General features: G+C 72.1%; 25 protein-coding genes. 17 read left to right on the top strand and 8 right to left on the bottom strand.

Annotated features, from left to right (window positions below; genetic code table 11):
- The first annotated feature begins 65 nt into the window (after positions 1 to 65).
- Genes pdhA through DZA62_RS06920 form a run of 3 tightly spaced genes read left to right on the top strand, consistent with a single transcriptional unit; the run spans position 66 to position 3,427 of the window.
- The gene (gene pdhA / locus DZA62_RS06930) at positions 66 to 1,118 is read left to right on the top strand and encodes a pyruvate dehydrogenase (acetyl-transferring) E1 component subunit alpha (protein ID WP_198663485.1); all 1,053 of its coding nucleotides are present in this window, start codon (positions 66 to 68) and stop codon (positions 1,116 to 1,118) included.
- Between the two features lies 1 nt (position 1,119).
- Entirely contained in the window at positions 1,120 to 2,127 is a 1,008-nt protein-coding gene (locus DZA62_RS06925) for an alpha-ketoacid dehydrogenase subunit beta (protein ID WP_116948113.1), read from the top strand.
- A 10-nt stretch (positions 2,128 to 2,137) separates the two neighbouring features.
- The gene (locus DZA62_RS06920) at positions 2,138 to 3,427 is read left to right on the top strand and encodes a dihydrolipoamide acetyltransferase family protein (RefSeq protein ID WP_198663484.1); all 1,290 of its coding nucleotides are present in this window, start codon (positions 2,138 to 2,140) and stop codon (positions 3,425 to 3,427) included.
- A 139-nt stretch (positions 3,428 to 3,566) separates the two neighbouring features.
- On the opposite strand, the gene DZA62_RS06915 is transcribed toward DZA62_RS06920, so the two are convergent.
- Genes DZA62_RS06915 through DZA62_RS06905 form a run of 3 tightly spaced genes read right to left on the bottom strand, consistent with a single transcriptional unit; the run spans position 3,567 to position 5,968 of the window.
- Entirely contained in the window at positions 3,567 to 4,493 is a 927-nt protein-coding gene (locus DZA62_RS06915; protein WP_116948112.1) for a bifunctional helix-turn-helix transcriptional regulator/GNAT family N-acetyltransferase, read from the bottom strand.
- 30 nt (positions 4,494 to 4,523) lie between these two features.
- Positions 4,524 to 5,351, bottom strand: coding sequence for a bifunctional 5,10-methylenetetrahydrofolate dehydrogenase/5,10-methenyltetrahydrofolate cyclohydrolase (locus tag DZA62_RS06910; protein ID WP_116948111.1), 828 nt, complete (start codon positions 5,349 to 5,351; stop codon positions 4,524 to 4,526).
- The gene (locus tag DZA62_RS06905) at positions 5,348 to 5,968 is read right to left on the bottom strand and encodes a cyclodeaminase/cyclohydrolase family protein (protein WP_116948110.1); all 621 of its coding nucleotides are present in this window, start codon (positions 5,966 to 5,968) and stop codon (positions 5,348 to 5,350) included. Before DZA62_RS06905 ends, DZA62_RS06910 begins: the two co-directional genes overlap by 4 nt.
- A gap of 199 nt (positions 5,969 to 6,167) precedes the next feature.
- Here DZA62_RS06905 and DZA62_RS06900 point away from each other — a divergent pair, with 199 nt between their 5' ends.
- The 4 genes from DZA62_RS06900 (at position 6,168) to DZA62_RS06885 (ending at position 11,372) form a co-directional block, all read left to right on the top strand.
- On the top strand, positions 6,168 to 7,208 hold the full coding sequence (locus tag DZA62_RS06900) for a serine hydrolase domain-containing protein (protein ID WP_116948109.1): 1,041 nt from the start codon (positions 6,168 to 6,170) through the stop codon (positions 7,206 to 7,208).
- A 357-nt stretch (positions 7,209 to 7,565) separates the two neighbouring features.
- On the top strand, positions 7,566 to 9,095 hold the full coding sequence (locus DZA62_RS06895; protein ID WP_116948108.1) for a helix-turn-helix domain-containing protein: 1,530 nt from the start codon (positions 7,566 to 7,568) through the stop codon (positions 9,093 to 9,095).
- 354 nt (positions 9,096 to 9,449) lie between these two features.
- Positions 9,450 to 10,889, top strand: coding sequence for a DNA-3-methyladenine glycosylase 2 family protein (locus tag DZA62_RS06890; protein ID WP_116948107.1), 1,440 nt, complete (start codon positions 9,450 to 9,452; stop codon positions 10,887 to 10,889).
- Positions 10,890 to 10,904: 15 nt separating this feature from the next.
- On the top strand, positions 10,905 to 11,372 hold the full coding sequence (locus DZA62_RS06885; protein WP_116948106.1) for a methylated-DNA--[protein]-cysteine S-methyltransferase: 468 nt from the start codon (positions 10,905 to 10,907) through the stop codon (positions 11,370 to 11,372).
- Positions 11,373 to 11,376: 4 nt separating this feature from the next.
- Here the strand turns inward: DZA62_RS06885 and DZA62_RS06880 are convergent, their stop codons facing one another.
- A complete protein-coding gene (locus DZA62_RS06880) occupies positions 11,377 to 11,700 on the bottom strand; it encodes a hypothetical protein (RefSeq protein WP_116948105.1) in 324 nt (107 codons plus the stop codon).
- Positions 11,701 to 11,779: 79 nt separating this feature from the next.
- Between DZA62_RS06880 and DZA62_RS06875 the strand changes: the two genes are divergently transcribed.
- Positions 11,780 to 12,577 carry an Fpg/Nei family DNA glycosylase gene (locus tag DZA62_RS06875; RefSeq protein ID WP_116948104.1) on the top strand — a complete coding sequence of 266 codons (798 nt, stop codon included), beginning with the start codon at positions 11,780 to 11,782 and terminating at the stop codon, positions 12,575 to 12,577.
- Between the two features lie 130 nt (positions 12,578 to 12,707).
- Entirely contained in the window at positions 12,708 to 13,274 is a 567-nt protein-coding gene (locus DZA62_RS06870; RefSeq protein ID WP_116948103.1) for a hypothetical protein, read from the top strand.
- Between the two features lie 192 nt (positions 13,275 to 13,466).
- Here the strand turns inward: DZA62_RS06870 and DZA62_RS06865 are convergent, their stop codons facing one another.
- Positions 13,467 to 13,931 (bottom strand): cytidine deaminase family protein, encoded by a 465-nt coding sequence (locus DZA62_RS06865; RefSeq protein WP_116948102.1) that lies wholly within the window; start codon positions 13,929 to 13,931, stop codon positions 13,467 to 13,469.
- 72 nt (positions 13,932 to 14,003) lie between these two features.
- Here DZA62_RS06865 and DZA62_RS06860 point away from each other — a divergent pair, with 72 nt between their 5' ends.
- Together DZA62_RS06860 and DZA62_RS06855 are read left to right on the top strand one after the other, a co-directional pair.
- Positions 14,004 to 14,561 carry a TetR-like C-terminal domain-containing protein gene (locus DZA62_RS06860; RefSeq protein ID WP_116948101.1) on the top strand — a complete coding sequence of 186 codons (558 nt, stop codon included), beginning with the start codon at positions 14,004 to 14,006 and terminating at the stop codon, positions 14,559 to 14,561.
- Between the two features lie 11 nt (positions 14,562 to 14,572).
- Entirely contained in the window at positions 14,573 to 15,274 is a 702-nt protein-coding gene (locus DZA62_RS06855) for a hypothetical protein (RefSeq protein ID WP_116948100.1), read from the top strand.
- Here DZA62_RS06855 and DZA62_RS06850 read toward each other — a convergent pair.
- Entirely contained in the window at positions 15,208 to 15,903 is a 696-nt protein-coding gene (locus DZA62_RS06850; RefSeq protein WP_116948170.1) for an EcsC family protein, read from the bottom strand. The two genes, DZA62_RS06855 and DZA62_RS06850, sit on opposite strands and share 67 nt — an antisense overlap.
- Before the next feature lie 84 nt (positions 15,904 to 15,987).
- Between DZA62_RS06850 and aat the strand changes: the two genes are divergently transcribed.
- Both aat and DZA62_RS06840 read left to right on the top strand, forming a co-directional pair.
- Positions 15,988 to 16,701: a leucyl/phenylalanyl-tRNA--protein transferase gene (gene aat, locus DZA62_RS06845; RefSeq protein ID WP_198663482.1), complete on the top strand. Its 714-nt coding sequence runs from the start codon at positions 15,988 to 15,990 to the stop codon at positions 16,699 to 16,701.
- Positions 16,702 to 16,705: 4 nt separating this feature from the next.
- Positions 16,706 to 17,569, top strand: coding sequence for an Fpg/Nei family DNA glycosylase (locus DZA62_RS06840; RefSeq protein WP_116948098.1), 864 nt, complete (start codon positions 16,706 to 16,708; stop codon positions 17,567 to 17,569).
- A 1-nt stretch (position 17,570) separates the two neighbouring features.
- On the opposite strand, the gene DZA62_RS06835 is transcribed toward DZA62_RS06840, so the two are convergent.
- Entirely contained in the window at positions 17,571 to 17,984 is a 414-nt protein-coding gene (locus DZA62_RS06835) for a nitroreductase family deazaflavin-dependent oxidoreductase (RefSeq protein WP_116948097.1), read from the bottom strand.
- A 25-nt stretch (positions 17,985 to 18,009) separates the two neighbouring features.
- Complete coding sequence (locus tag DZA62_RS06830) at positions 18,010 to 18,792, bottom strand: SDR family NAD(P)-dependent oxidoreductase (protein WP_116948096.1); 783 nt, start codon at positions 18,790 to 18,792, stop codon at positions 18,010 to 18,012.
- A gap of 111 nt (positions 18,793 to 18,903) precedes the next feature.
- Here DZA62_RS06830 and DZA62_RS06825 point away from each other — a divergent pair, with 111 nt between their 5' ends.
- The 4 genes from DZA62_RS06825 to DZA62_RS06810 all read left to right on the top strand — a co-directional run bounded on the left by DZA62_RS06825 (position 18,904) and on the right by DZA62_RS06810 (position 23,011).
- Positions 18,904 to 19,539 (top strand): TetR/AcrR family transcriptional regulator, encoded by a 636-nt coding sequence (locus tag DZA62_RS06825; protein ID WP_116948095.1) that lies wholly within the window; start codon positions 18,904 to 18,906, stop codon positions 19,537 to 19,539.
- A gap of 74 nt (positions 19,540 to 19,613) precedes the next feature.
- Positions 19,614 to 20,648 (top strand): LacI family DNA-binding transcriptional regulator, encoded by a 1,035-nt coding sequence (locus DZA62_RS06820; RefSeq protein WP_116948169.1) that lies wholly within the window; start codon positions 19,614 to 19,616, stop codon positions 20,646 to 20,648.
- 42 nt (positions 20,649 to 20,690) lie between these two features.
- Complete coding sequence (araB, locus tag DZA62_RS06815) at positions 20,691 to 22,361, top strand: ribulokinase (RefSeq protein ID WP_116948094.1); 1,671 nt, start codon at positions 20,691 to 20,693, stop codon at positions 22,359 to 22,361.
- Positions 22,358 to 23,011 (top strand): L-ribulose-5-phosphate 4-epimerase, encoded by a 654-nt coding sequence (locus DZA62_RS06810; protein ID WP_116948093.1) that lies wholly within the window; start codon positions 22,358 to 22,360, stop codon positions 23,009 to 23,011. The genes araB and DZA62_RS06810 overlap by 4 nt, the downstream gene beginning before the upstream one ends.
- Positions 23,012 to 23,014 lie beyond the last annotated feature (3 nt).

Genomic DNA, 23,014 nt, shown 5'->3' with positions numbered 1-23,014 from the left:
CCACCGCCGGGCCACCGCTGCGCGTCCAGGGACGCGCGCCCCGTGACAACGAAGGGCGGGTAAGAGTGGCGACCACCAGTCGCAAGCGTCCGGCGCGCTCGGCGAAGAACACCGAGGAACTGCTCGGCTACTACCGGCAGATGCTCCTCGTCCGCCGGTTCGAGGAGCGGACCGCGCAGGCGTACACCGAGGCCAAGATCGGTGGCTACTGCCACCTCAACCTCGGTGAGGAGGCCACCGTCGTCGGCCTGATGGCGGCGATCGAGGAACGTGACTATCTCTTCACGAACTACCGCGACCACGGCTACGCGCTGATCCGCGGCATGGACCCGGGCCGCGTCATGGCCGAGCTGTACGGCCGCCAGGACGGCGTCAGCAGGGGCTGGGGCGGCTCGATGCACCTGTTCGACACCGACGTGCGCCAGCTCGGCGGTTACGGCATCGTCGGCGGGCAGCTGCCGCTGGCGGCCGGCGCCGCGCTCGCGGTCTCGTACCGCGACGGCGACGAGGTCGTCATGTGCCAGATGGGCGACGGCACCACGAACATCGGCGCGTTCCACGAGACGCTGAACATCGCGACGCTCTGGGACCTGCCGATCGTGTTCGTCGTCGTGAACAACCACCTCGGCATGGGCACGACGGTCGAGATGTCCTCGGCCGAGCCCGAGCTGTACAAGCGCGCGGCGTCGTATCGCATGGAGTCCGCGCGGGTCGACGGCAACGACGTCGTCGCCGTCCGCGACGCGGCGAAGATCGCCGTCGAGCGGGCCCGCAAGGAGCAGAAGCCGTACCTGCTGGAGACCGTGAGCGGTCGTCTGCGCGGGCACTCCGTCGTCGACCCCGCCGCGTACCGCAGCAAGGAGGAGGTCGAGGCGGTCCGCGCCCAGGACCCCGTCGCCGGCCTGCACGACCAGCTGATCGCCGCCAAGGCCGCCGACGCCGACCAGCTGGCCGAGGTCGACGCCGACGTCCACCGCATCGTCAAGGCCGCCGTCGAGTTCGCCGAGAAGAGCCCCGCGCCCGAGGTGTCGTCGCTGTTCGACTACACCTATGCCAGCCCGGTGCCGAACGACTCGCGCCGCCTTCCCGCTGACCCGCTGTTCCCGGTAGGAGCCTGACATGGCCGTCATGAGTTATCGCCAGGCGCTGCACGACACCTTGCGCGCCGAGATGCTCCGCGACCCGGACGTCTTCCTGATGGGCGAGGAGATCGGCCGCTTCGAGGGGTCGTACAAGATCACCGCGGGACTGCTGGACGAGTTCGGCCCCAAACGCGTACGCGACACCCCCATCGCCGAGGAGGGCTTCACCGGCGCCGCCGTCGGCGCGGCCATGCTCGGCCTGCGCCCGGTCGTCGAGATCATGACGATCAACTTCTCGCTGCTCGCGCTGGACCAGATCGTCAACCACGCCGCGAAGATCTACGGCATGTTCGGCGGCCAGAAGTCGGTGCCGATGGTCATCCGCACGCCGGGTGGCGGCGGCCAGCAACTCGCGGCCACGCACTCGCAGAACGTCGAGCTGTTCTACGCGTTCACCCCCGGCCTCAAGGTGGTGGCGCCGTCGTCGCCGGCCGATGCGAAGGCGCTGCTGCTGGCGTCCATCCGCGACAACGACCCGGTGCTGTTCCTGGAGAACCTCGCGCTCTACAACACCAAGGGCGAGGTCCCCGACGGCGACGTCGCGGGCGAGATCGGGCGGGCCGCCGTCACCCGCGAGGGCAGCGACATCACGCTGGTCGCGTACTCGCGCATGGCGCACGTCGCGCTGCAGGTCGCGGAGAAGCTGGCGTCTGAGGAGGGCATCTCCGCCGAGGTCGTCGACCTGCGCAGCCTGCGCCCGCTGGACCGGCCGACGATCATCGAATCGGTCAAGAAGACGTCCTGCGCCGTGGTGCTGGAGGACGACTGGCTGACGTACGGCATCGGCGCGGAGGTCGCCGCGTCGATCTCCGACGGCGCGTTCGACTACCTCGACGCCCCGGTGCGGCGCGTGGCGATGGCCGAGGTGCCGCTGCCCTACGCGAAGTCGCTCGAGCTGGCGGCGCTGCCGTCGGCGAACGACGTCGTGACCGCCGTCCACCAGACCCTCGACGCCGTCGGCCGCCGGTCCGTCGGCGCGCACTGAGGAGATTCTGATGACTGACATCCTGATGCCCCGCCTCTCCGACACGATGGAGGAGGGGGTCGTCAGCGCCTGGCGCAAGCAGGTCGGCGACGAGGTCCATGCCGGCGACGTCCTGGTCGAGATCGAGACCGACAAGGCCGTCATGGAGCACGAGGCCTACGAGGACGGCGTGCTCGGCGAGATCCTGGTGAAGGAGGGCGACACCGCCCCGATCGGCGCGCCGATCGCCAGGCTCGTCGGTGCCGGTGAGCCGGTCGGCGGGTCCGCACCGGCGCCTGCGCCGGCACCCGCGTCGGCACCCGCCGCCGAGCCGGCTCCCGCTCCCACGCCTGCGGCCGAGCCGGCGGTGCCCGCCGCCCAGCCCGAGTCGGCCGCCCCGGCGCCGGCGGCCACGACCCGGGCCGACGGCGACCGCATCCTGTCCTCGCCGCTGGCCCGGCGCGACGCCCGCGACCTGGGCGTCGACCTCGCGGCCGTGGCGGGTTCCGGCCCCGGCGGGCGGATCATCCGGGCCGACGTCGCGAAGGCTGCGGCCTCGGCTCCGGCCGCCCCCGCGAGCACGCCCGCGACGCCGGCGGCTGCCGCCGTCGCCGCACCGGCCGTCGAGGAGACCGACGAGCTGATCCCGCTGACGTCGATCCGCAAGACGATCGCCCGGCGGCTCACCGAGAGCATGCAGTCGTCGCCGCACTTCTACGTCACGAAGACGGTCGACGCCGGCCCGCTGTCGGGGTTGCGGGCGGAGCTGAACGACCGGCTGGTCGCGGCCGGCAAGAAGAAGGTCAGCGTCAACGACATCATCGTGCGGGCCGTCGCGGTCGTGCTGCGCGACCACCCGGTGGTGAACTCCTCGTTCACGCCCGAGGCGATCGTGCAGCACGGGCGCATCCACGTCGGCATCGCGGTGGCGACGGAGACCGGGCTGGTCGTGCCGGTCATCCGCGACGCCGACACGAAGAGCCTGACCAGCATCTCCGCCGAGACCCGCGCGATGGCCGGCAAGGCCCGCGACCGCAAGCTCGGCCTGGACGAGATGAGCGGCGGCACGTTCACGGTCAGCAACCTCGGCATGTACGGCATCGACCACTTCACCGCCGTGATCAACCCACCGGAGGCGGCGATCCTCGCGGTCGGCGCGGTGCGGTCCGAGCCGGGTGTGAAGGACGGCGAGCTGGCGGTCGTGCAGAAGATGACGATGACGCTGTCGTCGGACCACCGGGTCATCGACGGCGCGCAGGCCGCGGAGTTCGTCCGCGACCTCGCCGCCGTGCTCGAGGACCCGTGGCTGGCGGTCGCGTAGTCGGCTGACGCTGTCGGTGCCCGCCCCTAGGGTGGGCACCCTCCCAGCCGGGCGGGCACCTCACTCAGCCGGGCGGAACTCCGACGCCGGCGGGGTGACGACTCGACCGGCGGTGACCCTACCGAGATTCGGGCCGGCCTCACGACAGCTCGCGCCGCCAGGTCTGGCCGACCAGGTCGCGGCCGAAGCTGTGGTGCCGGTTCTCCTCGACCAGCTCGAAGCCGGCCTTCTGGTAGATGCGCCGGGCGGCCACGAGCACGTCGTTGGTCCACAGGATCATCGACGTGTAGCCGGCCGCCCGGGCGAACTCGAGGCACTCGGCGACCAGCCGGCTGCCGATGCCGGTGCCACGAGCCTCCGGCTCGACCAGCAGCAGCCGCAGCTGCGCCGTGGTGTCGTCCTTGCGCACGCAGAACACGGCGCCGACGGGGCGGCCGTCGAGCTCGGCGACCCAGGCACTCTCGCGGGCGGGGTCGAGGTGTTCGGCGTAGTCGGCGACGATGCGCGCGACCAGCGCCTCGTAGCTGCGGTCCCAGCCGTACTCGCGGGTGTAGGCGACGGCGTTGCGCTGGACGACCCACCCGAGGTCGCCGGGACGCAGCCCGCGGACGACGACGGTGTGCGGCCGCTCGGACTCGCCCAGGAGCCGCCGCACGGAGTCGAGGTCGGCGACCAGCCGGCGCCGGTCGGCGTCGGGCAGCGCGTCGAGCAACTGCTCGGCCTGCCGGTCGGATCGGTTCTGGAGGTCTTCTCGCGCCGCGCGGCCGGCGTCGGTCAGCGCGGCCAGCAGCTTGCGCCCGTCGGCCGCCGAGCGGGTGCGTTCGATCAGCCCGGCCGCCTCGAACCGGGCCAGCGTGCGGCTGAGTTGAGCGGCGTCGACGTCGAGCGCCTCGCGCAGCTCACCGACCTCGGTGACGTCGCGCCGGCCCAGCTCGAAGACGATGCGCGCCTCGGTGAGCGAGAACCCCGACCGCAGCAGCTCCTGGTCGAGGAAGCCCATGACGCGGGTGTAGAAGCGATTGAACTGACGGACCGCGGCCACCTGGTCGCGTTGCACCTCGGTCATACCGTTGACTGTATCAATAAATCCCTTGACTCAGTCAACAACATTCTGGAGCAGCAGTGCCGTCGTCACCGGGCCGACGCCGCCGGGCACCGGCGTCAGCGCGGCCGCGATCTGCGCGACGGCCGGGTCGACGTCACCCGCGAGGCCGCCGTCGGCCGTCGGGTTCGTGCCGACGTCGACGACCACGGCTCCCGCCCGGACGTGCTCAGGCGTCACGAGGTGCGTCCGGCCGACGGCCGCGACCAGCACGTCCGCCGTCGACGTCACGGCGGCGAGGTCGCGGGTGCGCGAGTGGCACACCGTCACCGTGGCGTCGCGGTCCAGCAGCAGGTGCGCCAGCGGCTTGCCGACGACCGCGGACCGTCCGACGACCACCGCCCGGGCGCCGGCGAGGTCGACGGCGTACTCGTCCAGCAGCGCGACCACTGCGGCCGCCGTGGCCGGAGCGTAGGCGGGCAGCCCGGCCGCCAGCCGGCCGAGCGAGAGCGGGTTGGCGCCGTCGACGTCCTTGGCCGGGTCGATCGCGCCGGACACGTCCGCGAGCGCGATGCCCGGCGGCAACGGCGTCTGCAGCATGACGCCGTCGACGGCCGCGTCCTCGCTGAGGGCCGCCAGCCGGCCCGCGATATCGCCGGCCGTCGCGGCCGTCCCGAGGTCGGCGACGTCGCAGTCGAGGCCGGCCTTGCCCGCGGCCGACGCGATGGACCGGACGTACCAGGCGCTGGCCTCGTCGTCGGTCGCGGTGACGATGACCAGCCGGGCCGGCCGTCCGGAGTCGCGCCGGGATCCGGCGCTGTCGGCGACCCGGGCCCGGATGCGGGCGGCGAGGTCCTTCCCGGTGAGCGGCCGCGCCGTCACGCGCCGGCTCGCTGACGCACCGCGGCGGTGACCTGGTCGGCCCGGGCGGCGAGATCGTCGACCTCGCCCGTGGTGGCCGTCAGGCGGTCGCGGACCGCCTGGTCGGTGACGCCGGAGAGGTTGATCTCGACGTTCAGCCGGGCGGTCGTGGCGGCGGCGCGGGCGGCCTCGGCGGCGGCCGCGACATCGGTGATGACGTTCGCGTTGCCGACCGGCAGCAGTTCCTCGGCCATCGAGACCAGGTGCGTCGCCGCGATGATGACGGCCGCCGGCGGCTCGGCGGCCGCCGCCAATGCCGTGGCGATGGCCTCGGACCGGGCCGCCTTCTGCTCGTCGGTCTCCTGCGGCAGCTGGTAGGTCTCGGTGACGGCGAAGAACGCCTCGGCGTCGTCCTCGGCCAGCTCGAGCGCGTCGGTGCGCAGCGCGTCGGCCTTCACCAGCACCCGCTCGACGACGTCGGCGTGCTCCTCGTACTTGGGGCCGGTGCTGTAGCGCGCCACCATGCCCAGAAGCGCCGCCGCCTGGGCGGCATGCAGGGCCGCGACGGCGCCGCCGCCGGGGGCCGGAACCCGGGCGGCCAGGCTGTCCAGGAAGGCGCCGATGGTCTCGTCGCGCACGGGATCTCCTCGAGTCGGCTGACGGTCCCAGCCTCCAGTCTCCCGCGCCTCGACCGGTCCCGCACGACGGGGTGCGCGCAGCACGGTCTCACGATGTTCAGCAGATGAGACAACGCTCCCGGAATCGTCTGCTTCCGGCCGATCATGAAAGCAGTGGCGCAAACCCCCGGGCGCCATCACAACCGAATAGGCGGCGATCATGACGAGAGCCATCGACCAGTTGTTGACTCACGCCGTGGACACAGCGGTCCTGCCCGGCGCCGTCTGGGCCGTCGGCGATCCCGACGGACTACGCGCTCAGGGCGCCTGCGGGCTGCTCGATCCGGCCGTGCCCGACGATCCGATGCGTCCGGACACCCTCTTCGACCTCGCCAGTCTCACCAAGATCGTCGCCGTCTGGTCGTGCGTCGGCACGCTCTGGGAGGACGGCACCCTCAATCTCGACCGGCGGCTCGCCGACTACCTCCCCGACCTCGCCGGCCACGACCTCGCCGACGTCACCGCCCAGCAGCTGCTCACCCATACCGCCGGCGTCCCGCCGCGGGCCAACCTCGAGGCGCTCTACGGCACCGACCGCGAGGCCGTCGAACGCGGCATCCTGCACGAGCCGCTCACCCACCGCCCCGGCGAGGTCGTCGAGTACACCGACCGCGCGGCGCTGATCCTCGGCATCGTCGCCGAGCGGCTCACCGGCCTGCGCCTGGACGAGCTGAGCCGGGCCTGCGCCTGGGACGCGCTGCACATGGGGTCGACCCGGTTCGGCCCGGTCCCCGCCGAGGACGTCGCTCGGTGCGCGCCGACCGAGTGGGACGAGCCGGCCGGCCGGCATCTCAAGGGCACGCCGCACGACTTCTCCGCCCGGCTGCTCGGCGCCTGCGGCAGCGCCGGCGTGTTCTCCGTCGCCGCCGACCTCGGGGCATTCCTGCGCTACCTGCTGGCGCCCGACCAGGCGCCGCGGCGGCCCGGCTTCGGACCGGCGTGGATCAAGGAGTCGCTGAAGGTCCAGACCGGTGCGCTGCAGCCGGCCCGCGGCTTGTTCTGGCATCCCGCGCCGACGCCCGAGGGCGTGGGCGGGCGGGATGTGTGGGCGCACTTCGGCTTCACCGGGACGGCGATGTGGGTCTCGGTGCGGCGGCGGAGATGGGCGGTCCTGCTGACGAACAAGCTCTACTACACCCGCGACAGCGGGCCGATCCTCGACGTGCGCAAGGCGTTCTGCCGGTACGCGTTCGACCTCTGACCGCCCGGGAATGATCACGTTGAGTAGGGCTGCTCCCGCTTCACCAGGCATGCGGGCCGCGTGAAGCGGGAGTACGCCTGGTCATGCTCATCGGGGAACCGGGCGGCCGCGCGCACCGTCCCAGAACCGGATGAAGTACGCGGGCTCGTCCGTCCGGATGGGCGAGTCGCACCGGATGTGTGATTCGCGCGCACCCGGGACGACGACGCCCCGGTCGTCGACTAGGCTCCCGGCGGCAGCTCGACGCGGCGCCGAGACCTCATGGCGCGGATGAGAGTTCCCTCACGTCGCAATTTCTGGATACCAATGTGACGAATGTGGCGACCGTTAACTCATAGCTGAGATATCGTTCGGCTCGTGGCAGACGACTACCGCGGCCAGATCGGCCGGCTGATCCGCGACTCGCGGCAGCACCGGGGCTGGACCCAGAGCCAGCTGGCCGACGCACTCGGCACCAGTCAGAGCGCGATCCATCGCATCGAGCACGGGCAGCAGAACCTCAGTCTCGAGATGATCGCCCGCATCGGTGAGGCGCTGGACAAGCAGATCGTGTCGCTGGCGCCGCAGGGACCCGTGCATCTGCGGGTCAGCGGTGGACAGCAGCTCTCCGGCAGCATCGAGGTGCGGTCCAGCAAGAACGCCAGCGTCGCGCTGCTGTGCGCCAGCCTGCTGAACAAGGGGAAGACCACCCTGCGCGGCATCGCGCGCATCGAGGAGGTCAACCGCATCATCGAGGTGCTCGAGAGCATCGGCATCGGCACCCGCTGGCTGGGCGAGGGCCGCGACCTCGAGATCACCCCGCCGGAGCGGCTGGACCTCGACAGCATGGACGTCGAGGCGGCGCGGCGTACCCGCAGCGTCATCATGTTCCTCGGCCCGCTGCTGCACCGCGAGGTCCGTTTCAAGCTGCCGTACGCCGGTGGCTGCAACCTCGGCACCCGCACCGTCGAGCCGCACATGGCCGCGCTGCGTCCGTTCGGCCTGGAGCTGAAGGCCACCGGCGGGTACTACCACGCCGAGGTGGACCGCTCGATGTCGCCGGGCCGGCCGATCGTGCTGATCGAGCGCGGCGACACCGTCACCGAGAACGCGCTGATGGCGGCCGCCCGCAACGACGGCATCACCGTCATCCGCAACGCCAGCTCGAACTACATGGTCCAGGACCTGTGCTTCTTCCTGACCCGGCTCGGCGTCCGGATCGACGGTATCGGCACGACGACGCTGACGGTGCACGGCATCCCGGACATCGACGTCGACGTCGACTACGCGCCGTCCGAGGACCCGATCGAGGCGATGAGCCTGCTGGCCGCCGCGATCGTCACCGGCTCGGAGATCACGGTCCGGCGCGCGCCGATCGAGTTCCTCGAGATCGAGCTCGCGCTGCTGGAGGAGATGGGCCTCGACTACGACCGCAGCGGCGAGTACGTCGCGGCGAACGGCGAGACCCGCCTGGTCGACCTGACGGTGCGGCCGTCGCAGCTGCGCGCGCCGCACGACAAGATCCACCCGATGCCGTTCCCCGGCATGAACATCGACAACCTGCCGTTCTTCGCGCTGATCGCGGCCACGGCCAACGGCCAGACGATGATCCATGACTGGGTGTACGAGAACCGCGCGATCTACCTGACCGAGCTGACGAAGCTCGGCGGCAACGTGACGCTGCTCGACCCGCACCGCGTGCTGGTGGAAGGCCCGACGCGGTGGTCCGGGACGGAGATCATCTGCCCGCCGGCGCTGCGGCCGGCAGTCGTCGTGCTGCTGGCGATGATGGCCGCGAAGGGCACGTCGGTGCTGCGCAACGTGTACGTGATCAACCGCGGCTACGAGGACCTCGCCGCCCGGCTGTCCGTGCTCGGCGCGCGCATCGAGGCGTTCCGCGACGTTTAGTCGAGGTTCTTCCGATTCGCGTGTCACAGCGCGGGGGCAACGGGCACCTACCCCCATGTGACGTGCCGCCTCACCACGTCCACGGGGCGGGGTGAGGGCGCGGCGCGGCACGGTGGCTCGACAGGCCCAGGGCGGGATCCATCTCCATCTGGCCCGCCTGGACTGTGCACCTCGACACGGCAAGGTGCGCCGGCCGGAACCACCGACGTCGAGGGCTCGTCGCCTGGCTGGTCGCACATCCTCGACGCCGGCGCCGCGCTGGGTCAGGGTGCCGTCACGCCCTGACCCCGGCCGCTCACGGCCATGTCCGATTCCCGCTAGTCACCGGGCCGCCCGCGGGCGAGACTGGTAAGCATGTTGGACGAAGAGGCGTGCTACCGAGCAGTTCAGGGCCGCGACGCCCGGTTCGACGGCGTCTTCTACATCGGCGTCACGTCCACCGGCATCTACTGCCGCCCGAGCTGCCCGGCCATGACGCCGAAGCGCCAGAACGTGCGGTTCTACCGCACCGCGGCCGAGGCGCAGACGGCCGGCTTCCGCGCCTGCCGCCGCTGCCGGCCGGACGCGACGCCCGGCTCGGCGGAGTGGAACGTCCGCGCCGACGTCGTCGGACGGGCGATGCGGCTGATCGCGGACGGCGTCGTCGACCGCGACGGCGTCGCCGGGCTGGCCGGCCGGCTGGGCTACAGCGAGCGCCAGGTCCACCGGACGCTGGTCGAGGAGGTCGGCGCCGGCCCGCTGCGGCTGGCCCGGTCGCAGCGGGCGCACACCGCGCGGACGCTGCTGGAGACCACGGAGCTGCCGGTCACCGAGATCGCGTTCGCGGCCGGGTTCGCCAGCATCCGTCAGTTCAACGACACCATCCGCGAGGTCTACGCGCTGACGCCGAGCGAGCTGCGCGGCAAGGCCCGCCGGCGTGGCCGCACCGCCACGGCCGGCACGGTCGAACTGCGGCTGGCGTACCGGCAGCCGGCCGACTTCCGCGGCGTGCTGGACTTCCTGGCGCTGCGTGCGGTGCCGGGCATCGAGGAGGTCGACGGCGACACGTACCGGCGCAGCCTCACGCTGCCGCACGGCACCGGCGTCGCCGAGCTGACGCCGCGCGACGGCTGGGTACAGGCGACGCTGCGGCTGGCCGACCCGCGCGACCTGACGGCGGCGGTGGCGCGCTGCCGGCGCGTGTTCGACCTCGACGCCGACCCGCGAGCCGTCGACGACCTGCTCGGGGCGGACCCCGCGCTCGGCCCGCTGGTGGTCGCGCGCCCGGGGACCCGCGTGCCGGGCACGGTCGACGGCGACGAGCTCGCGGTCCGCGGCGTGCTGGGCCAGCAGGTGTCCGTGGCCGCCGCGCGCACCGTCGCCGGCCGGTTGGTCGCCGAACACGGCAAGCCACTGGATGCCCCGGTCGGCACCGTCACCCACGCGTTCCCGGCGGCGGCCGTCCTGGCCGCCGTCGATCCGTCAACGTTCCCGATGCCGAGCAGCCGGCAGCGCACGCTGCACGAGCTGACCACCCGGCTGGCCGAGGGCACGCTCTGTCTCGACCCCGGCGTCGACCGCGACGAGGCCGAACGGCGGCTGCTCGACGTGCCCGGCATCGGCCCCTGGACGGCGAGGTACGTGCGCATGCGCGCGCTCGCCGACCCCGACGTGTTCCTTCCCACCGACCTCGGCGTGAAGCACGCCATGGCCGTGCTGGGGCTGCCGTCCGAACCGCGGGCGGTGGCCGAGCTGGCCGAGAACTGGCGGCCGTGGCGCTCGTACGCGCTGCTGCACGCCTGGTCGACTCTCTGAAAGGCAGAACTGACCATGTACTGGACCACCATCGACAGCCCCCTCGGCACGCTCTGGGTGACCGGCGACGGCACCTCGCTGACCGGCCTCTACATGGAGCGCCCGGCCACGCTCGACCAGCCCGGCTGGATCGAGGACGACGCGCCCTTCGCCGTGGCGCGCGAGCAGCTGACCGCGTACTTCGCCGGCGACCGGCAGGACTTCGACCTGCCGTTGGACCCCGTCGGCACCCCGTTCCAGCAGCAGGTATGGGCGGCACTGCGGGCGATCCCGTACGGCGAGACCCGCAGCTACCGCGAGATCGCCGAGCAGCTGGGCCGCCCGACGGCGTCGCGTGCGGTGGGTGCCGCGAACGGCCGCAACCCCATCTCCGTCATCGTCCCGTGCCACCGCGTGGTCGGCTCGTCCGGCGTCCTGACCGGGTACGCGTGGGGGCTGGAGCGCAAGCGGGCGCTGCTCGACCTGGAGACGGCCGGCCGGTAGGCGGTCACCAGCTCCAGCCGTCGTGCCGGAGGGCGCTCTCGATCATCATGCGGCGCACCGGCGGCGGGGCGTCCGGCACCGGCAGCCCGGCCAGCCGCGCGGCGTCGGCCAGCAGGTCGTCGTACGCGCGGGTGGCCGCGGCCAGGTGGTGGGCGCGGGCCCACCGGCCCTGGTCGCATTCCAGCCGGCGGATCTCGCCGACGACGCGGGTCAGCCGCAGCTGCACCGTCAGCGTCTCGAACGGATCGGCGACGACGCACGGCGCGGCCTTGCCGCCGGGCCAGCGTCGGCGCAGTGCCCGGGTGAGGTCGTGGAAAGGCGATTCCATCGTGGGCTCCTCACCAGCATGGTAATCAGCTGGACGGCGGTTGACGAGGGGATTCTGGCCCCGTGTGCGAAGGTGGGGCATGCCCGAAGGCGACACCGTCTGGCTGGCCACCCGGCGGCTGCACGACGCGCTGGCCGGCGACGTCCTGGTGCGCACCGACTTCCGCGTTCCGCGTCTGGCGACGACCGATCTCTCCGGACGGACGGTGGTCGAGTCGGTGGCGCGCGGAAAGCACCTGCTGACCCGGATCGAGGGCGGGCTGACCCTGCACACGCACCTGCGCATGGACGGGGCGTGGCGGGTGTTCGCCGCCGGCCGGCCGTGGCGCGGCGGGCCGGCGTTCCAGATCCGGGTGGTGCTGGCGACGGCGCGGGCGGAGGCGGTCGGCTACCGGCTGCCCGTCGTCGAACTGGTCCGGACGACCGATGAAGACACCGTGCTCGGCCATCTCGGCCCCGACCTCCTGGGCGACGACTGGTCCGCGCCGGACGCCGTCTCGCGACTGACGCTCGACCCGTCGCGGCCGCTCGGGGAGGCGCTGCTGGACCAGCGGGTGCTCGCCGGGATCGGCAACCTGTACATGGCCGAGCTGTGCTTCCTGGCCGGGTCGTCGCCCTACGCGCCGGTGTCCGCCGTGCCCGACCTCCGCTTCGTCGTCGACGAGGCACACCGGCTGCTGCACCTGGGCATCGAGACCGGCCGCCAGATCACCACCGGCGATCCGCGACCGGGGCGGCAGCACTGGGTCTACCGCCGCGCCCGCCGTCCGTGCTGGAGGTGCGGCACCCCGATCCGCACCGGTTCGATCGGCGCCGCGCCGCAGGACCGGGTGACCTTTTGGTGCCCACGCTGCCAGCCCGGTCCGGCCAGCGGCTGAGATGCAAAGGTGGCACCCCACGCCGTAACCTTCGGAGGTCGGTGGGGCACCTGATCACGTGAGCGAGAGAGTGCTGCCCCATGTCCGATGCCGCCCGTGCAGCCGAGCGGACCCGCACGGAGCGTCGTCCGTGACCGCGGTGGCCTACGTCGACGAGTGCGAGGCCGTCCACCCTGGCCACGCCTACAGCATCGCCGCGTCGATGATCGAGGATGACTCCGCCGAAGAGGTTGCCGACGCGATCCGGGCACTGGTGCTTCCCCGCTCGAGGAAGCTGCACTGGTATGACGAGCACAAGACTGCACGCCGCACGCTGCTGGCGATGACCGTCGCCGAACTGGCCGGCATCGAGCACATCGTCGTGGTTCTGGCCACAGCCCCGGACGGAACTCGCCCGGAGCGGCGTCGGCGGCACTGTCTGACGCGCCTGCTCCCTGAGTTGCACGATCGCGGCGTCGCGCAGGTTGTGGCGGAGGCACGAGAGGCCAAGCAGAACGCGCGCGACGTGGAACTGCTGCTGGCGCTGCGCAATCAGAAGCTGATCCAAGGACCGCTCCGTCTGGACCACGTGCCGGGACCGTCGACTCCGCTCCTGGCGGTCGCAGACATCGCGGTTGGTGCCGTCATGGCGGCGTACGCGGGTGAGGCCAGCTACCGGAAGATTCTCGACGACAAGATCATCGAGCTGGTGGTCTGATCCTGGGAGCGCGAAACCCGGGACCCCACTCCGAGCGGGACCTTCCCGGGTTCACTTCCGGATCCACCGCGATGGACCGGCTGGAGAGAGAATACCGCCGTGGGCCACGCCCGGCCAACCAGCAGGGCGTGAACTGCGACTCTACGGACCTCTGGACGATCGACGCCGAGTCGTGGCACTGGCGGCGGCCGGTCAGCTTGTGACCCGCGCGGGGTCGTAGGGCTGCGTCCCGCCGTCGACGGTCCACACGGCGGCCAGCGGCAGCAGCGCTTCGATCGGTGCCGCGCGGACGCCGTCGGCCGTCGGGAGCAGCACCCGGATCCCGGGGTGGTGGTCGAACAGGATCTGGCGGTCGCGGCCGCAGGGCCCGACGACCCCGCGACCGTGGTTGCCGACGGCGACGATCGACTCGATCCGGCGGGCGCCGTTCGCCCGTGCGGCGCCGAGCGCGACCAACTCCGCACAGGGGCCGCCGGTGAAGTGCGCGAGGTTGACGCCGACATGGATCCGGCCGCTCGCGTCGCGGACGGCCGCGCCCATCGTGTGGACACCCGGCGCCTCCGCGGTGGCCGCGTCGGTACCGGCATCGATGGTGGCTCTGGCTGCGTCGATCAGCTCGCGATCGGCATCGGTCAAGGCGTGCAGCGCACTCGTCATGGGTCGAACCCTAGGCTCACTTGACTCCCCAAGCTAAAGCGATTAGCTTTTTGGCTATGGAGATTCGCCACCATGCCTAGGGCCGGTTTGTCGACCACGGCCGTCGTCGATGCCGCACTGGCGGTGGTCGACGAGCAGGGGCTGGAGGCGTTGACGCTGACCGCGGTCGCCGCACGCACCGGGGTCGCCGTCCCATCGCTGTACAAGCACGTCGGCAGCCTCGGCGAACTGCGCGTCCTCATCGGGGTGCGCGTCTTCGAGGAGACCGCCGAGCGGCTGGCCGCGGTCGCCATCGGGCGCAGCCGCGACGACGCCGTCGCGGCGCTGATGCACGCCTACCGCGGCTATGTTCTCGAGCACCCCGCGCGGTACGCCGCGATGGTGCCGGACCCATTGCACGAACCCGCCTACGTCGCCGCCGGAACGAAGCTGCTCGAGGTGTTCCTCGCGGTGCTGAGCCACTACGGGCTGGAGGGCTCCGACGCCGTCCACGCGGTGCGCCGGCTGCGCGCCGTCGTGCACGGGTTCGCCTCGATCGAGGCGACCGGCGGGTTCGGCATGGCCGAGGACACCGACGTCACGTACGCGCAGCTCATCGCCATGTACCTCGCCAGCCTCCCCCGCGACTGAAGGAGAGTCCCATGACACCGACGAGAAACCGGCTCGCAGCCGCCGCGCTCGCCGTCGCCGGCCTGCTGTTCCTGCTCTACCCCGCGTTCCGCCCCTGGCACGACGAGGACACCGTCGACGGCGCTCTGGCGTCGCTGGGGTCGAACGCCTGGGTCGCGTCGCACCTGTTCGCGATGATCGGCTTCGTCCTGGTGCCGTTCGGCCTGCTCGCGCTACGTGACGTCGTGCGCGAGACCCGGGCGGAGCGGGCGGCCGCCGCGGCCGTCGTCGTGTTCTGGATCGGCGCCGGGCTGACGCTGCCGTACTACGGCGCCGAGGACTTCGCGCTGCACGCGATCGCCCGCGAGGCCGCGAACGGCGCCGGGTTCGACCTGCTGGAACTGACCGACGCGGTGCGCAACGGACCGGTGGCGACCACGACGTTCGCGATCGGGCTCGTGCTGCTGGGCGTGGCCGGCGTGCTGGCGGCGGTCGCCGTCTGGCGGTCCGGGGTGCTGCCGCGGTGGAGCGGTGTGCTGTTCGGCGCCGGCTTCGCGCTGTTCCTGCCGCAGTTCTTCACCCCGGCGGCGAGCCGGATCGGCCACGGCGTGCTGCTCGCGGCCGGAAGCGTGCTGCTGGCGGCCGTGCTGTGGCGCGCCGCCGAGGGTCAGACCCGTTCGACGGTGACGACGTTGGCGGGGAACTCGCGGTCGGCGAACCTGCCGATGGCGTAGGTCGAGAACGCGTCGATGCCCGCGCTGACCGCGCCGCCGACCAGTGGCACCCGGCGCACGATGGCCAGCGTGGCGTGCTTGCCGCCGATGCGGGCGACCAGCTGCGACGTGACGGCGGCCACCGCGCGCTCGGTGACCGCGGGGTCGGGCTCGTTGAGGCCGGTGGCGATGTCGAACGGACGACCCGGAAGGTCGCGCCCGCGCAGTGCCTCCTCGATGCCGTCGCGACCGAGCAGCGTCACCAGCGCCGCCGTGCGGACCCGAGGGTCGGCGATGTCGTAGCCGCGCAGGTGAGCGATGGCCGCGGCCATGCGCAGGTGCAGGACGGCGATGCCGGCGATGTTGGCCGGGATGGTCACCGGCATGGTGACGATGCCGCCGATGTTGGTGACGAAGCCCTGCACGCCGGCCAGCCGGACGTGCTGCTCGACGACGTCGCGAATGGCGCGCTCGACGTCGCCGCGTTTGTCGAGATGACGCCGGGCCACCTCGCGGGCGCCCGGGAAGCCCGGGAAGCCCTCGATGGCCTTGGACATGAACTGGTTCGCGCCACGAGCGGCGACCATGGGCGCGGCCCGGCGCGCCGCGGTGGTACCCGCCCAGGTCCCGATGGTCCGTCGCACACCCATGTCACCACTGTACGTGCGCGGGGCCTGGAGCGGATTACGCTGACGAAGGACCGCAACAGCACTGCCGGCGCCCAGGGAGGTCATGTGCCCGTCGAGCCACCCCCGACCCGATGGGAGCTGCCCAGCACGTCCAGCGACGACGACCTCGTCGCTTTCGGCGCCGACCTCGAGCCGGGGACGCTGCTCGCGGCTTACCGCAACGGCCTGTTCCCGATGCCGGTCGACCAACTGCTCGGCCGGGCCACCGACCTCGCGTGGTGGTCGCCGAACCCGCGCGGCGTCATGCCGATCGGCGGGCTCAAGGTCTCGCGGTCGCTGAAGCAGTCGACGCACAAGTTCGAGGTCCGGGTCGACACGGCGTTCGCCGAGGTCATCGAGGCGTGCGCCGATCCGTCCCGGCCCGGGGCCTGGATCAGCGACGACATCCGCCGCGCCTACGAACGCCTGCACCGCCTGGGCTGGGCGCACTCGATCGAGGCGTGGACGCCGGACGGGCGGCTGGCCGGCGGGCTGTACGGCGTCGCCATCGGCGGCCTGTTCGCCGGCGAGTCGATGTTCCACGCCCGGCAGCGGTGGGGCCGCGACGCGTCCAAGGTCGCGCTCGTCGCACTGGTCGAGATGATGCGCGTCGAGCACCCCGTCGGCCGGCTGCTCGACGTCCAGTGGGGCACCCGGCACCTGGCCAGCCTGGGCGTCGTCGAGATCCCGCGGCCGGAGTACCTCAGCCGGCTGCGCCGGGCGCTGGAGCTCCCGCTGCCGCCGGCGTTCGCCGAACGCTCCGCGCACAAGGCAAAATGAACGCATGCCCGAGCTGCCCGAGGTCGAAGCGCTCGCGGCCTTCCTTCGAGAGAAGGCCGTGGGCAAGGTCGTCACGCGCGTCGACGTCGCCGCCATCAGCGTGCTCAAGACGTTCGACCCGCCGGTCACGGCACTCGGCGGACTCACCGTCACCGGCATCAGCCGGCACGGCAAGTTCGTCGACCTCGACTGCGACGGCGTCCACCTCGTCATCCACCTGGCCCGCGCCGGCTGGCTGCGCTGGAGCGACGCGCTGTCGCCGAAGCCGCCGAAGCCCGGCAGCGGGCCGCTCGCGCTGCGCGTCCACCTGAACGACGAGACCGGCTTCGACCTCACCGAGGCCGGCACCCGCAAGCGGCTGGCCGTCTACGTCGTCCGCGATCCCGCCGACGTGCCCGGCGTCTCGCGGCTCGGCGTCGACCCGCTGTCCGACGAGTTCACCGTCGACAAGCTGCAGCAGATCCTCACCGGCGCCGGCCGGGCCCAGATCAAGGGCGTGCTGCGCGACCAGGCCGTCATCGCCGGCATCGGCAACGCCTACTCCGACGAGGTGCTGCACGCCGCCAAGCTCTCACCGTTCCAGCCCTCGTCGGCGCTCGACGCCGACGGCGTCGCGAACCTGCACGCCGTCATCGTCGACGAGCTGACGACGGCGCTGAAGCGGGCCGAAGGACTGGCCGCGAAGGACCTCAAAGACAGCAAGCGCACCCACATGCGGGTGCACGGCCGCGCCGGCGAGACCTGCCCGGTCTGCGGCGACGTCGTCCGCGAGGTGTCGTTCGCCGACTCCTCGCTGCAGTACTGCGCCACCTGCCAGACCGGTGGCAAGATCCTCGCCGACCGGCGCATGTCCAAGCTGCTCAAGTAGCTCAGGCCGCGGCGAAGTCGACCCGCACCAGCCGGCAGCCCAGCCAGTCCTCCAGCATGACCGGCTGGGCGAGGTGACCCGGGTTGCTCGGCTGGTTGAGGTCGGCGACGATCTCCGTGAGGACGGCGCGACGCACGGCCGGGTCGGTCACCGGAGTGGCCCGCGCCGCGAGGTCCGCCCGCACCCCGTGCTTGAGGTGCACCGTGAACTCCGGGTTCGCGACCAGATTGACGTACCAGCTGGGCGAGGGCACCGTGCCGCTGCACAGGTAGGTCTCGCCGCCGACCCGGTAGAAGAAGATCTCGATGCGACGGGCCCGGCCGGTGCGCCGGCCGGTCGTGGTGATGTCGATGACGCGTTCGCTGGTCGAAGCGGCGGGCGTGAGCTCGATCGCGCGGCGTACGGCGTCGTCCATATGTACTCCTTCGTGGCGTACGTGGTCAGGCCGCGGCGTCTTCGCGCAGCGCCGGCCCGAGCAGCAGACCGCCGTCGACGACGATCTCCGACCCGGTCATGAAGGACGCGTCGGGCGAACTCACGAACAGCAGCAGCCGGGTGACGTCGTCCGGGTCGCCGATCCGTGGCACGGCGAACGGCTCCGGCGAGAAGAACTCCGCGATGGCGGGCGCACCCGCGGCCCGCGGCTCGTTGATGAGCGGCGTCGAGATGACGCCGGGGTTGATCGAGTTGACCCGGATGTGGTCCTTGCCCAGCTCGAGCGCGGCGGTCCGGGTCAGTCCGCGCAGCGCCCACTTGCTGGCGACGTACGGCGCATAGAGCGCGGTCCCGCCGTGGGCCATGGTCGAGGCGATATTGACGATCACCCCGCCGCCGTTGCGGCGCATCGACGGCACCACGGCCTTGATGCCGAGGAACGTGCCGGTGAGGTTGACGGCGAGGGTGCGCTCCCAGACGTCCTGGCCGGTGGCCTCGATGGGCGCCGCGGCGTTCTGCACCCCGGCGTTGTTGACCAGGACCGCGATCGGGCCGAACCGACGCTCGACCGTGGCGACGACCGACGTCCACTCGTGCTCGTCGGTGACGTCGAGCCGGACGGCCAGCGCTCGCTCGCCCAGCTCCTCGGCCAGTGCGGCGCCCGCCTCCTGGGTGATGCCGGCGATGACGACCTTCGCGCCCTCGCGGTGGTAGGCGCGGACGTGGCTGGCGCCTTGGCCGCCACTGCCGCCGGTGACCACGACGGTCTGGTTCTCGAAACGTCCCATGATGCGATCTCTCCCTGAATGAGGTGGTGAGTCGAGCGACTCACCTCACGATCCAGGTTAGGCACGGGCGAGGAGGTGAGTCAAGTGACTCACCTCGCATAGACTGGAGGCATGACCGCGCAGCAGCCGACCTACCACCAGCGCGTCACCGAACAGAAGCGCACGGCCATCCTCGAGGCCGCCGCCCGGCTGTTCCTCGACGCCGGCTACGACGGCACCTCGCTGGCGAAGATCGCCGAGGCGGCCGGGGTGTCGCGCGCGACCCTGTTCAAGCAGTTCCCCACCAAGGCGGCACTGTTCGACGCCATCGTCACCGAGTCGTGGACGGTCGAGGACGACGTCGACGCCGGCCCGCCCGCCGGCGACCTGCGCACCGGCCTGACGACCATCGGCCGGCGCTACGTCGCACTGCTCACCCGCCCCGGCATGGCCGCGCTGTTCCGCATCGTCATCGCCGAGCTGCCGCGCTTCCCGGAGCTGGGCGACGCCCAGTTCACCCGGGGCAAGATGCCGTACTTCGACTCCGTCCGCCGCTACCTCGACGCCGAGTCCGCAGCGGGGACGGCCCGGTTCGACGACACCGAGCTGGCCGCGACCCAGTTCCTCGGCATGATCTCCAACTACGTCTTCTGGCCCCGGATGCTGCTGGTCGGGTGGGAGCCCGACGACGACGCCACGAGCCACGTCGTCGACGAGGCGGTCGCGACGATGGTGGCCCGGTATGGCGTCCACGACGCCGCGTCCTGACCTTGCCTGGCGCACCTCCGGCGGGTTTGTTAACGTTCACAGCACACTGCCGACCAAGTGGGGGCGAGGTGAGCATGACGCATGGAGCGGCCGGCCGGAGCCCGGTCATGGCCGACGTCGCGCGCATCGCGGGCGTCTCGCACCAGACGGTGTCCCGCGTCCTGAACCACCACCCCAACGTCCGCCCGGCCACCCGCGACCGCGTCCTCGCGGCCATCGAGGAGCTCGGCTACCGCCGCAACCTGTCCGCCCGCGCGCTCGTCACCCGGCGCACCAACACGCTCGGCGTGGTCGCGTTCGACACCACGCTGTACGGCCCGGCCAGCACGCTGTTCGGCCTCGAGCAGGCGGCCCGCGACGCCGGGTACTTCATCAGCATCGTCAGCCTGAAGACCATCAACCGCAAGACGGTCGGTGAGGCGCTGGACTACCTCGCCGCGCAGGCGGTCGACGGGTTGATCGCCATCGCGCCGCAGGTCGAGGCCGCGGCCGCCGTCTCCGCACTGCAGGGCAACGTGCCGGTGGTGGCGGTCGAGGGCGGCGAGGCCGACGGCATGCCGGTGGTCGCCGTCGACCAGGTCCATGGCGCCGAACTCGCGACGCGGCACCTGCTCGACCTCGGGCACCGCACGGTCTGGCACGTCGCGGGGCCGGTCGACTGGCTGGAGGCCGAGGGCCGCAAGCGCGGCTGGCGCGCCACCCTCGAGGCGGCCGGCGTCGAAATCCCGCCGGTCGTCGAGGGCGACTGGAGCCCGCGGTCGGGTTACGAGGCGGGCCTGCGTATCGCCGACGACGCCCGCTCGGGCCGGGCGAGCGCGATCTTCGTCTCGAACGACCAGATGGCGCTCGGCCTGCTCCGCGCGCTGCACGAGGCCGGCGTCCGGGTGCCGCAGGACGTCAGCATCGTCGGGTTCGACGACATCCCTGAGGCGGAGTTCCTGACCCCGCCGCTGACCACCGTCCGGCAGGATTTCGCCGAGGTCGGCCGCAAGAGCATCGCGCTGCTGCTCGACCTCATCGAGACCGGGCCGCGGCCGGAGACCGAGCGCATCGTCGTGTCTCCGGTCCTCGTCGCCCGCGCCAGCACCGCCCCACCCGCCAGCACCTGATCAGGCCGATCCGCCGCCCCATACCGCACCAGGGAGTCACTTGTGAGCGATAACAACGACGACGCCGTCGTCGTCGGCGTCGACTACGGAACGCTGTCCGGCCGGGCCGTCGTGGTCCGCGTCTCCGACGGCGCGGAGCTCGGCAGCGCCGTCCACGCGTACACGCACGGCGTCGTCGACGGCGAGCTGCCCGGCACCGGCGAGAAGCTGCCGCCGGACTGGGCGCTGCAGGTCCCGTCCGACTACATCGACGTACTGAGGACCGCGGTGCCGCAGGCGCTCGCCGAGGCCGGCGTCGATCCCGCGAACGTCATCGGCATCGCCACCGACTTCACCGCGTGCACGATGGTCCCGACGCTGGCCGACGGCACGCCGCTCAACGAGCTGCCGCAGTTCGCCGGGCGCAGGCACGCCTACGTGAAGCTGTGGAAGCACCACGCCGCCCAGCCGCACGCCGACCGCATCAACGCGCTGGCGGCCGAGCGCGGCGAGGCGTGGCTGCCGCGCTACGGCGGGCTGATCTCCTCGGAGTGGGAGTTCGCCAAGGGCCTGCAGCTGCTCGAGGAGGACCCGGAGCTCTACGCGGCCACCGAGCGCTGGGTCGAGGCCGCCGACTGGATCGTCTGGCAGCTCTGCGGCAGCTACGTCCGCAACGCCTGCACCGCGGGCTACAAGGGCATCCGCCAGGACGGCGGCTATCCGTCGCGCGAGTTCCTGGCGGCGCTGAACCCGGAGTTCGCCGGGTTCGTCGACGACAAGCTGGACCAGCCGATCGGCCAGCTCGGCGACCGCGCCGGCGGGCTGACGGCGCGGGCGGCGGCCTGGACGGGGCTGCCCGAGGGCATCGCGGTCGCGGTCGGCAACGTCGACGCGCACGTGACGGCGCCGGCCGCGCAGGCGGTCGAGCCGGGTCAGATGGTCGCGATCATGGGCACGTCCACCTGCCACGTCATGAACGGCGACGTGCTGCGCGAGGTGCCGGGCATGTGCGGCGTCGTCGACGGCGGCATCATCGCCGGCCTGCAGGGCTACGAGGCCGGGCAGAGCGGCGTCGGCGACATCTTCGGCTGGTTCGTCGACAGCTCGGTCCCCGCGAACTACGCCGCCGAGGCCGCCCAGCGCGGCCAGAGCGTCCACGAGTACCTGACCGAGCTGGCCGCCGCCCAGCGCGTCGGCGAGCACGGGCTGGTCGCACTCGACTGGCACAGCGGCAACCGCTCGGTGCTGGTCGACCACGAGCTGTCCGGCGTCGTCGTCGGCCAGACGCTCGCGACGAAGCCCGAGGACGTCTACCGCGCGCTGATCGAGGCGACGGCGTTCGGCACCCGCACCATCATCGACACCTTCAACAGCTCCGGCGTGCCGGTCACCGAGCTGATCATCGCCGGCGGGCTGCTGAAGAACCGCCTGATCATGCAGATCTACGCGGACGTCACCGGGCTTCCGTTGAGCGTCATCGGGTCCGAGCAGGGCCCGGCGCTCGGCTCGGCCATCCACGCCGCGGTCGCCGCCGGCGCCTACGCCGACGTGCGAGCGGGCGCGGCCGCGATGGGCAACGTCGAACGCGGCGTCTACCGGCCCGACCCGGACAACGCGAAGGCCTACGACGCGCTCTACGCCGAGTACGTCACGCTGCACGACCACTTCGGCCGCGGCGGCAACGACGTCATGCACCGGCTCCGGGCGATCAAGCGCGCGGCGGTGACCCGATGACCACCATCGACGCGCTGCGGCGCGCGGTCTGCGACCTGCACGCCGAGCTGACCCGCAACCACCTGGTCACCTGGACGTCGGGCAACGTGTCCGGCCGGGTGCCGGGCGAGGACCTGTTCGTCATCAAGCCGTCCGGGGTGTCCTACGAGAACCTGACACCGGAGTCGATGGTCGTCTGCGACCTCGACGGCAAGCTGGTCGACGGCGAGTTCTCGCCGTCCAGCGACACCGACGCGCACGCCTACGTCTACCGGAACATGCCCGAGGTCGGCGGTCAGGTGCACACGCACTCGACGTACGCGACGGCGTGGGCCGCGCGGGCCGAGCCGATCCCGTGCGTCCTCACGGCGATGGCCGACGAGTTCGGCGGCGAGATCCCGGTCGGCCCGTTCGCGCTGATCGGCGACGAGTCGATCGGCCGCGGCATCGTCGAGACGCTGACCGGGCACCGCTCGCCGGCCGTGCTGATGCAGAACCACGGCGTGTTCACCATCGGCAAGGACGCCCGCGCCGCCGTCAAGGCCGCGGTGATGTGCGAGGACGTCGCCAGGACGGTGCACATCACCCGGCAGCTCGGCGCGCCGGTGCCGATCCCGGCGGAGGACATCGACCGGCTCTACCACCGGTACCAGAACGTCTACGGGCAGTGATGA

It is taken from the genome of Jiangella endophytica (assembly GCF_003427025.1).
Classification (GTDB): domain Bacteria; phylum Actinomycetota; class Actinomycetes; order Jiangellales; family Jiangellaceae; genus Jiangella; species Jiangella endophytica.
The sequence above is the reverse complement of the archived record's forward strand: the minus strand, read 5'-3'. Positions and strand labels throughout refer to the sequence as shown.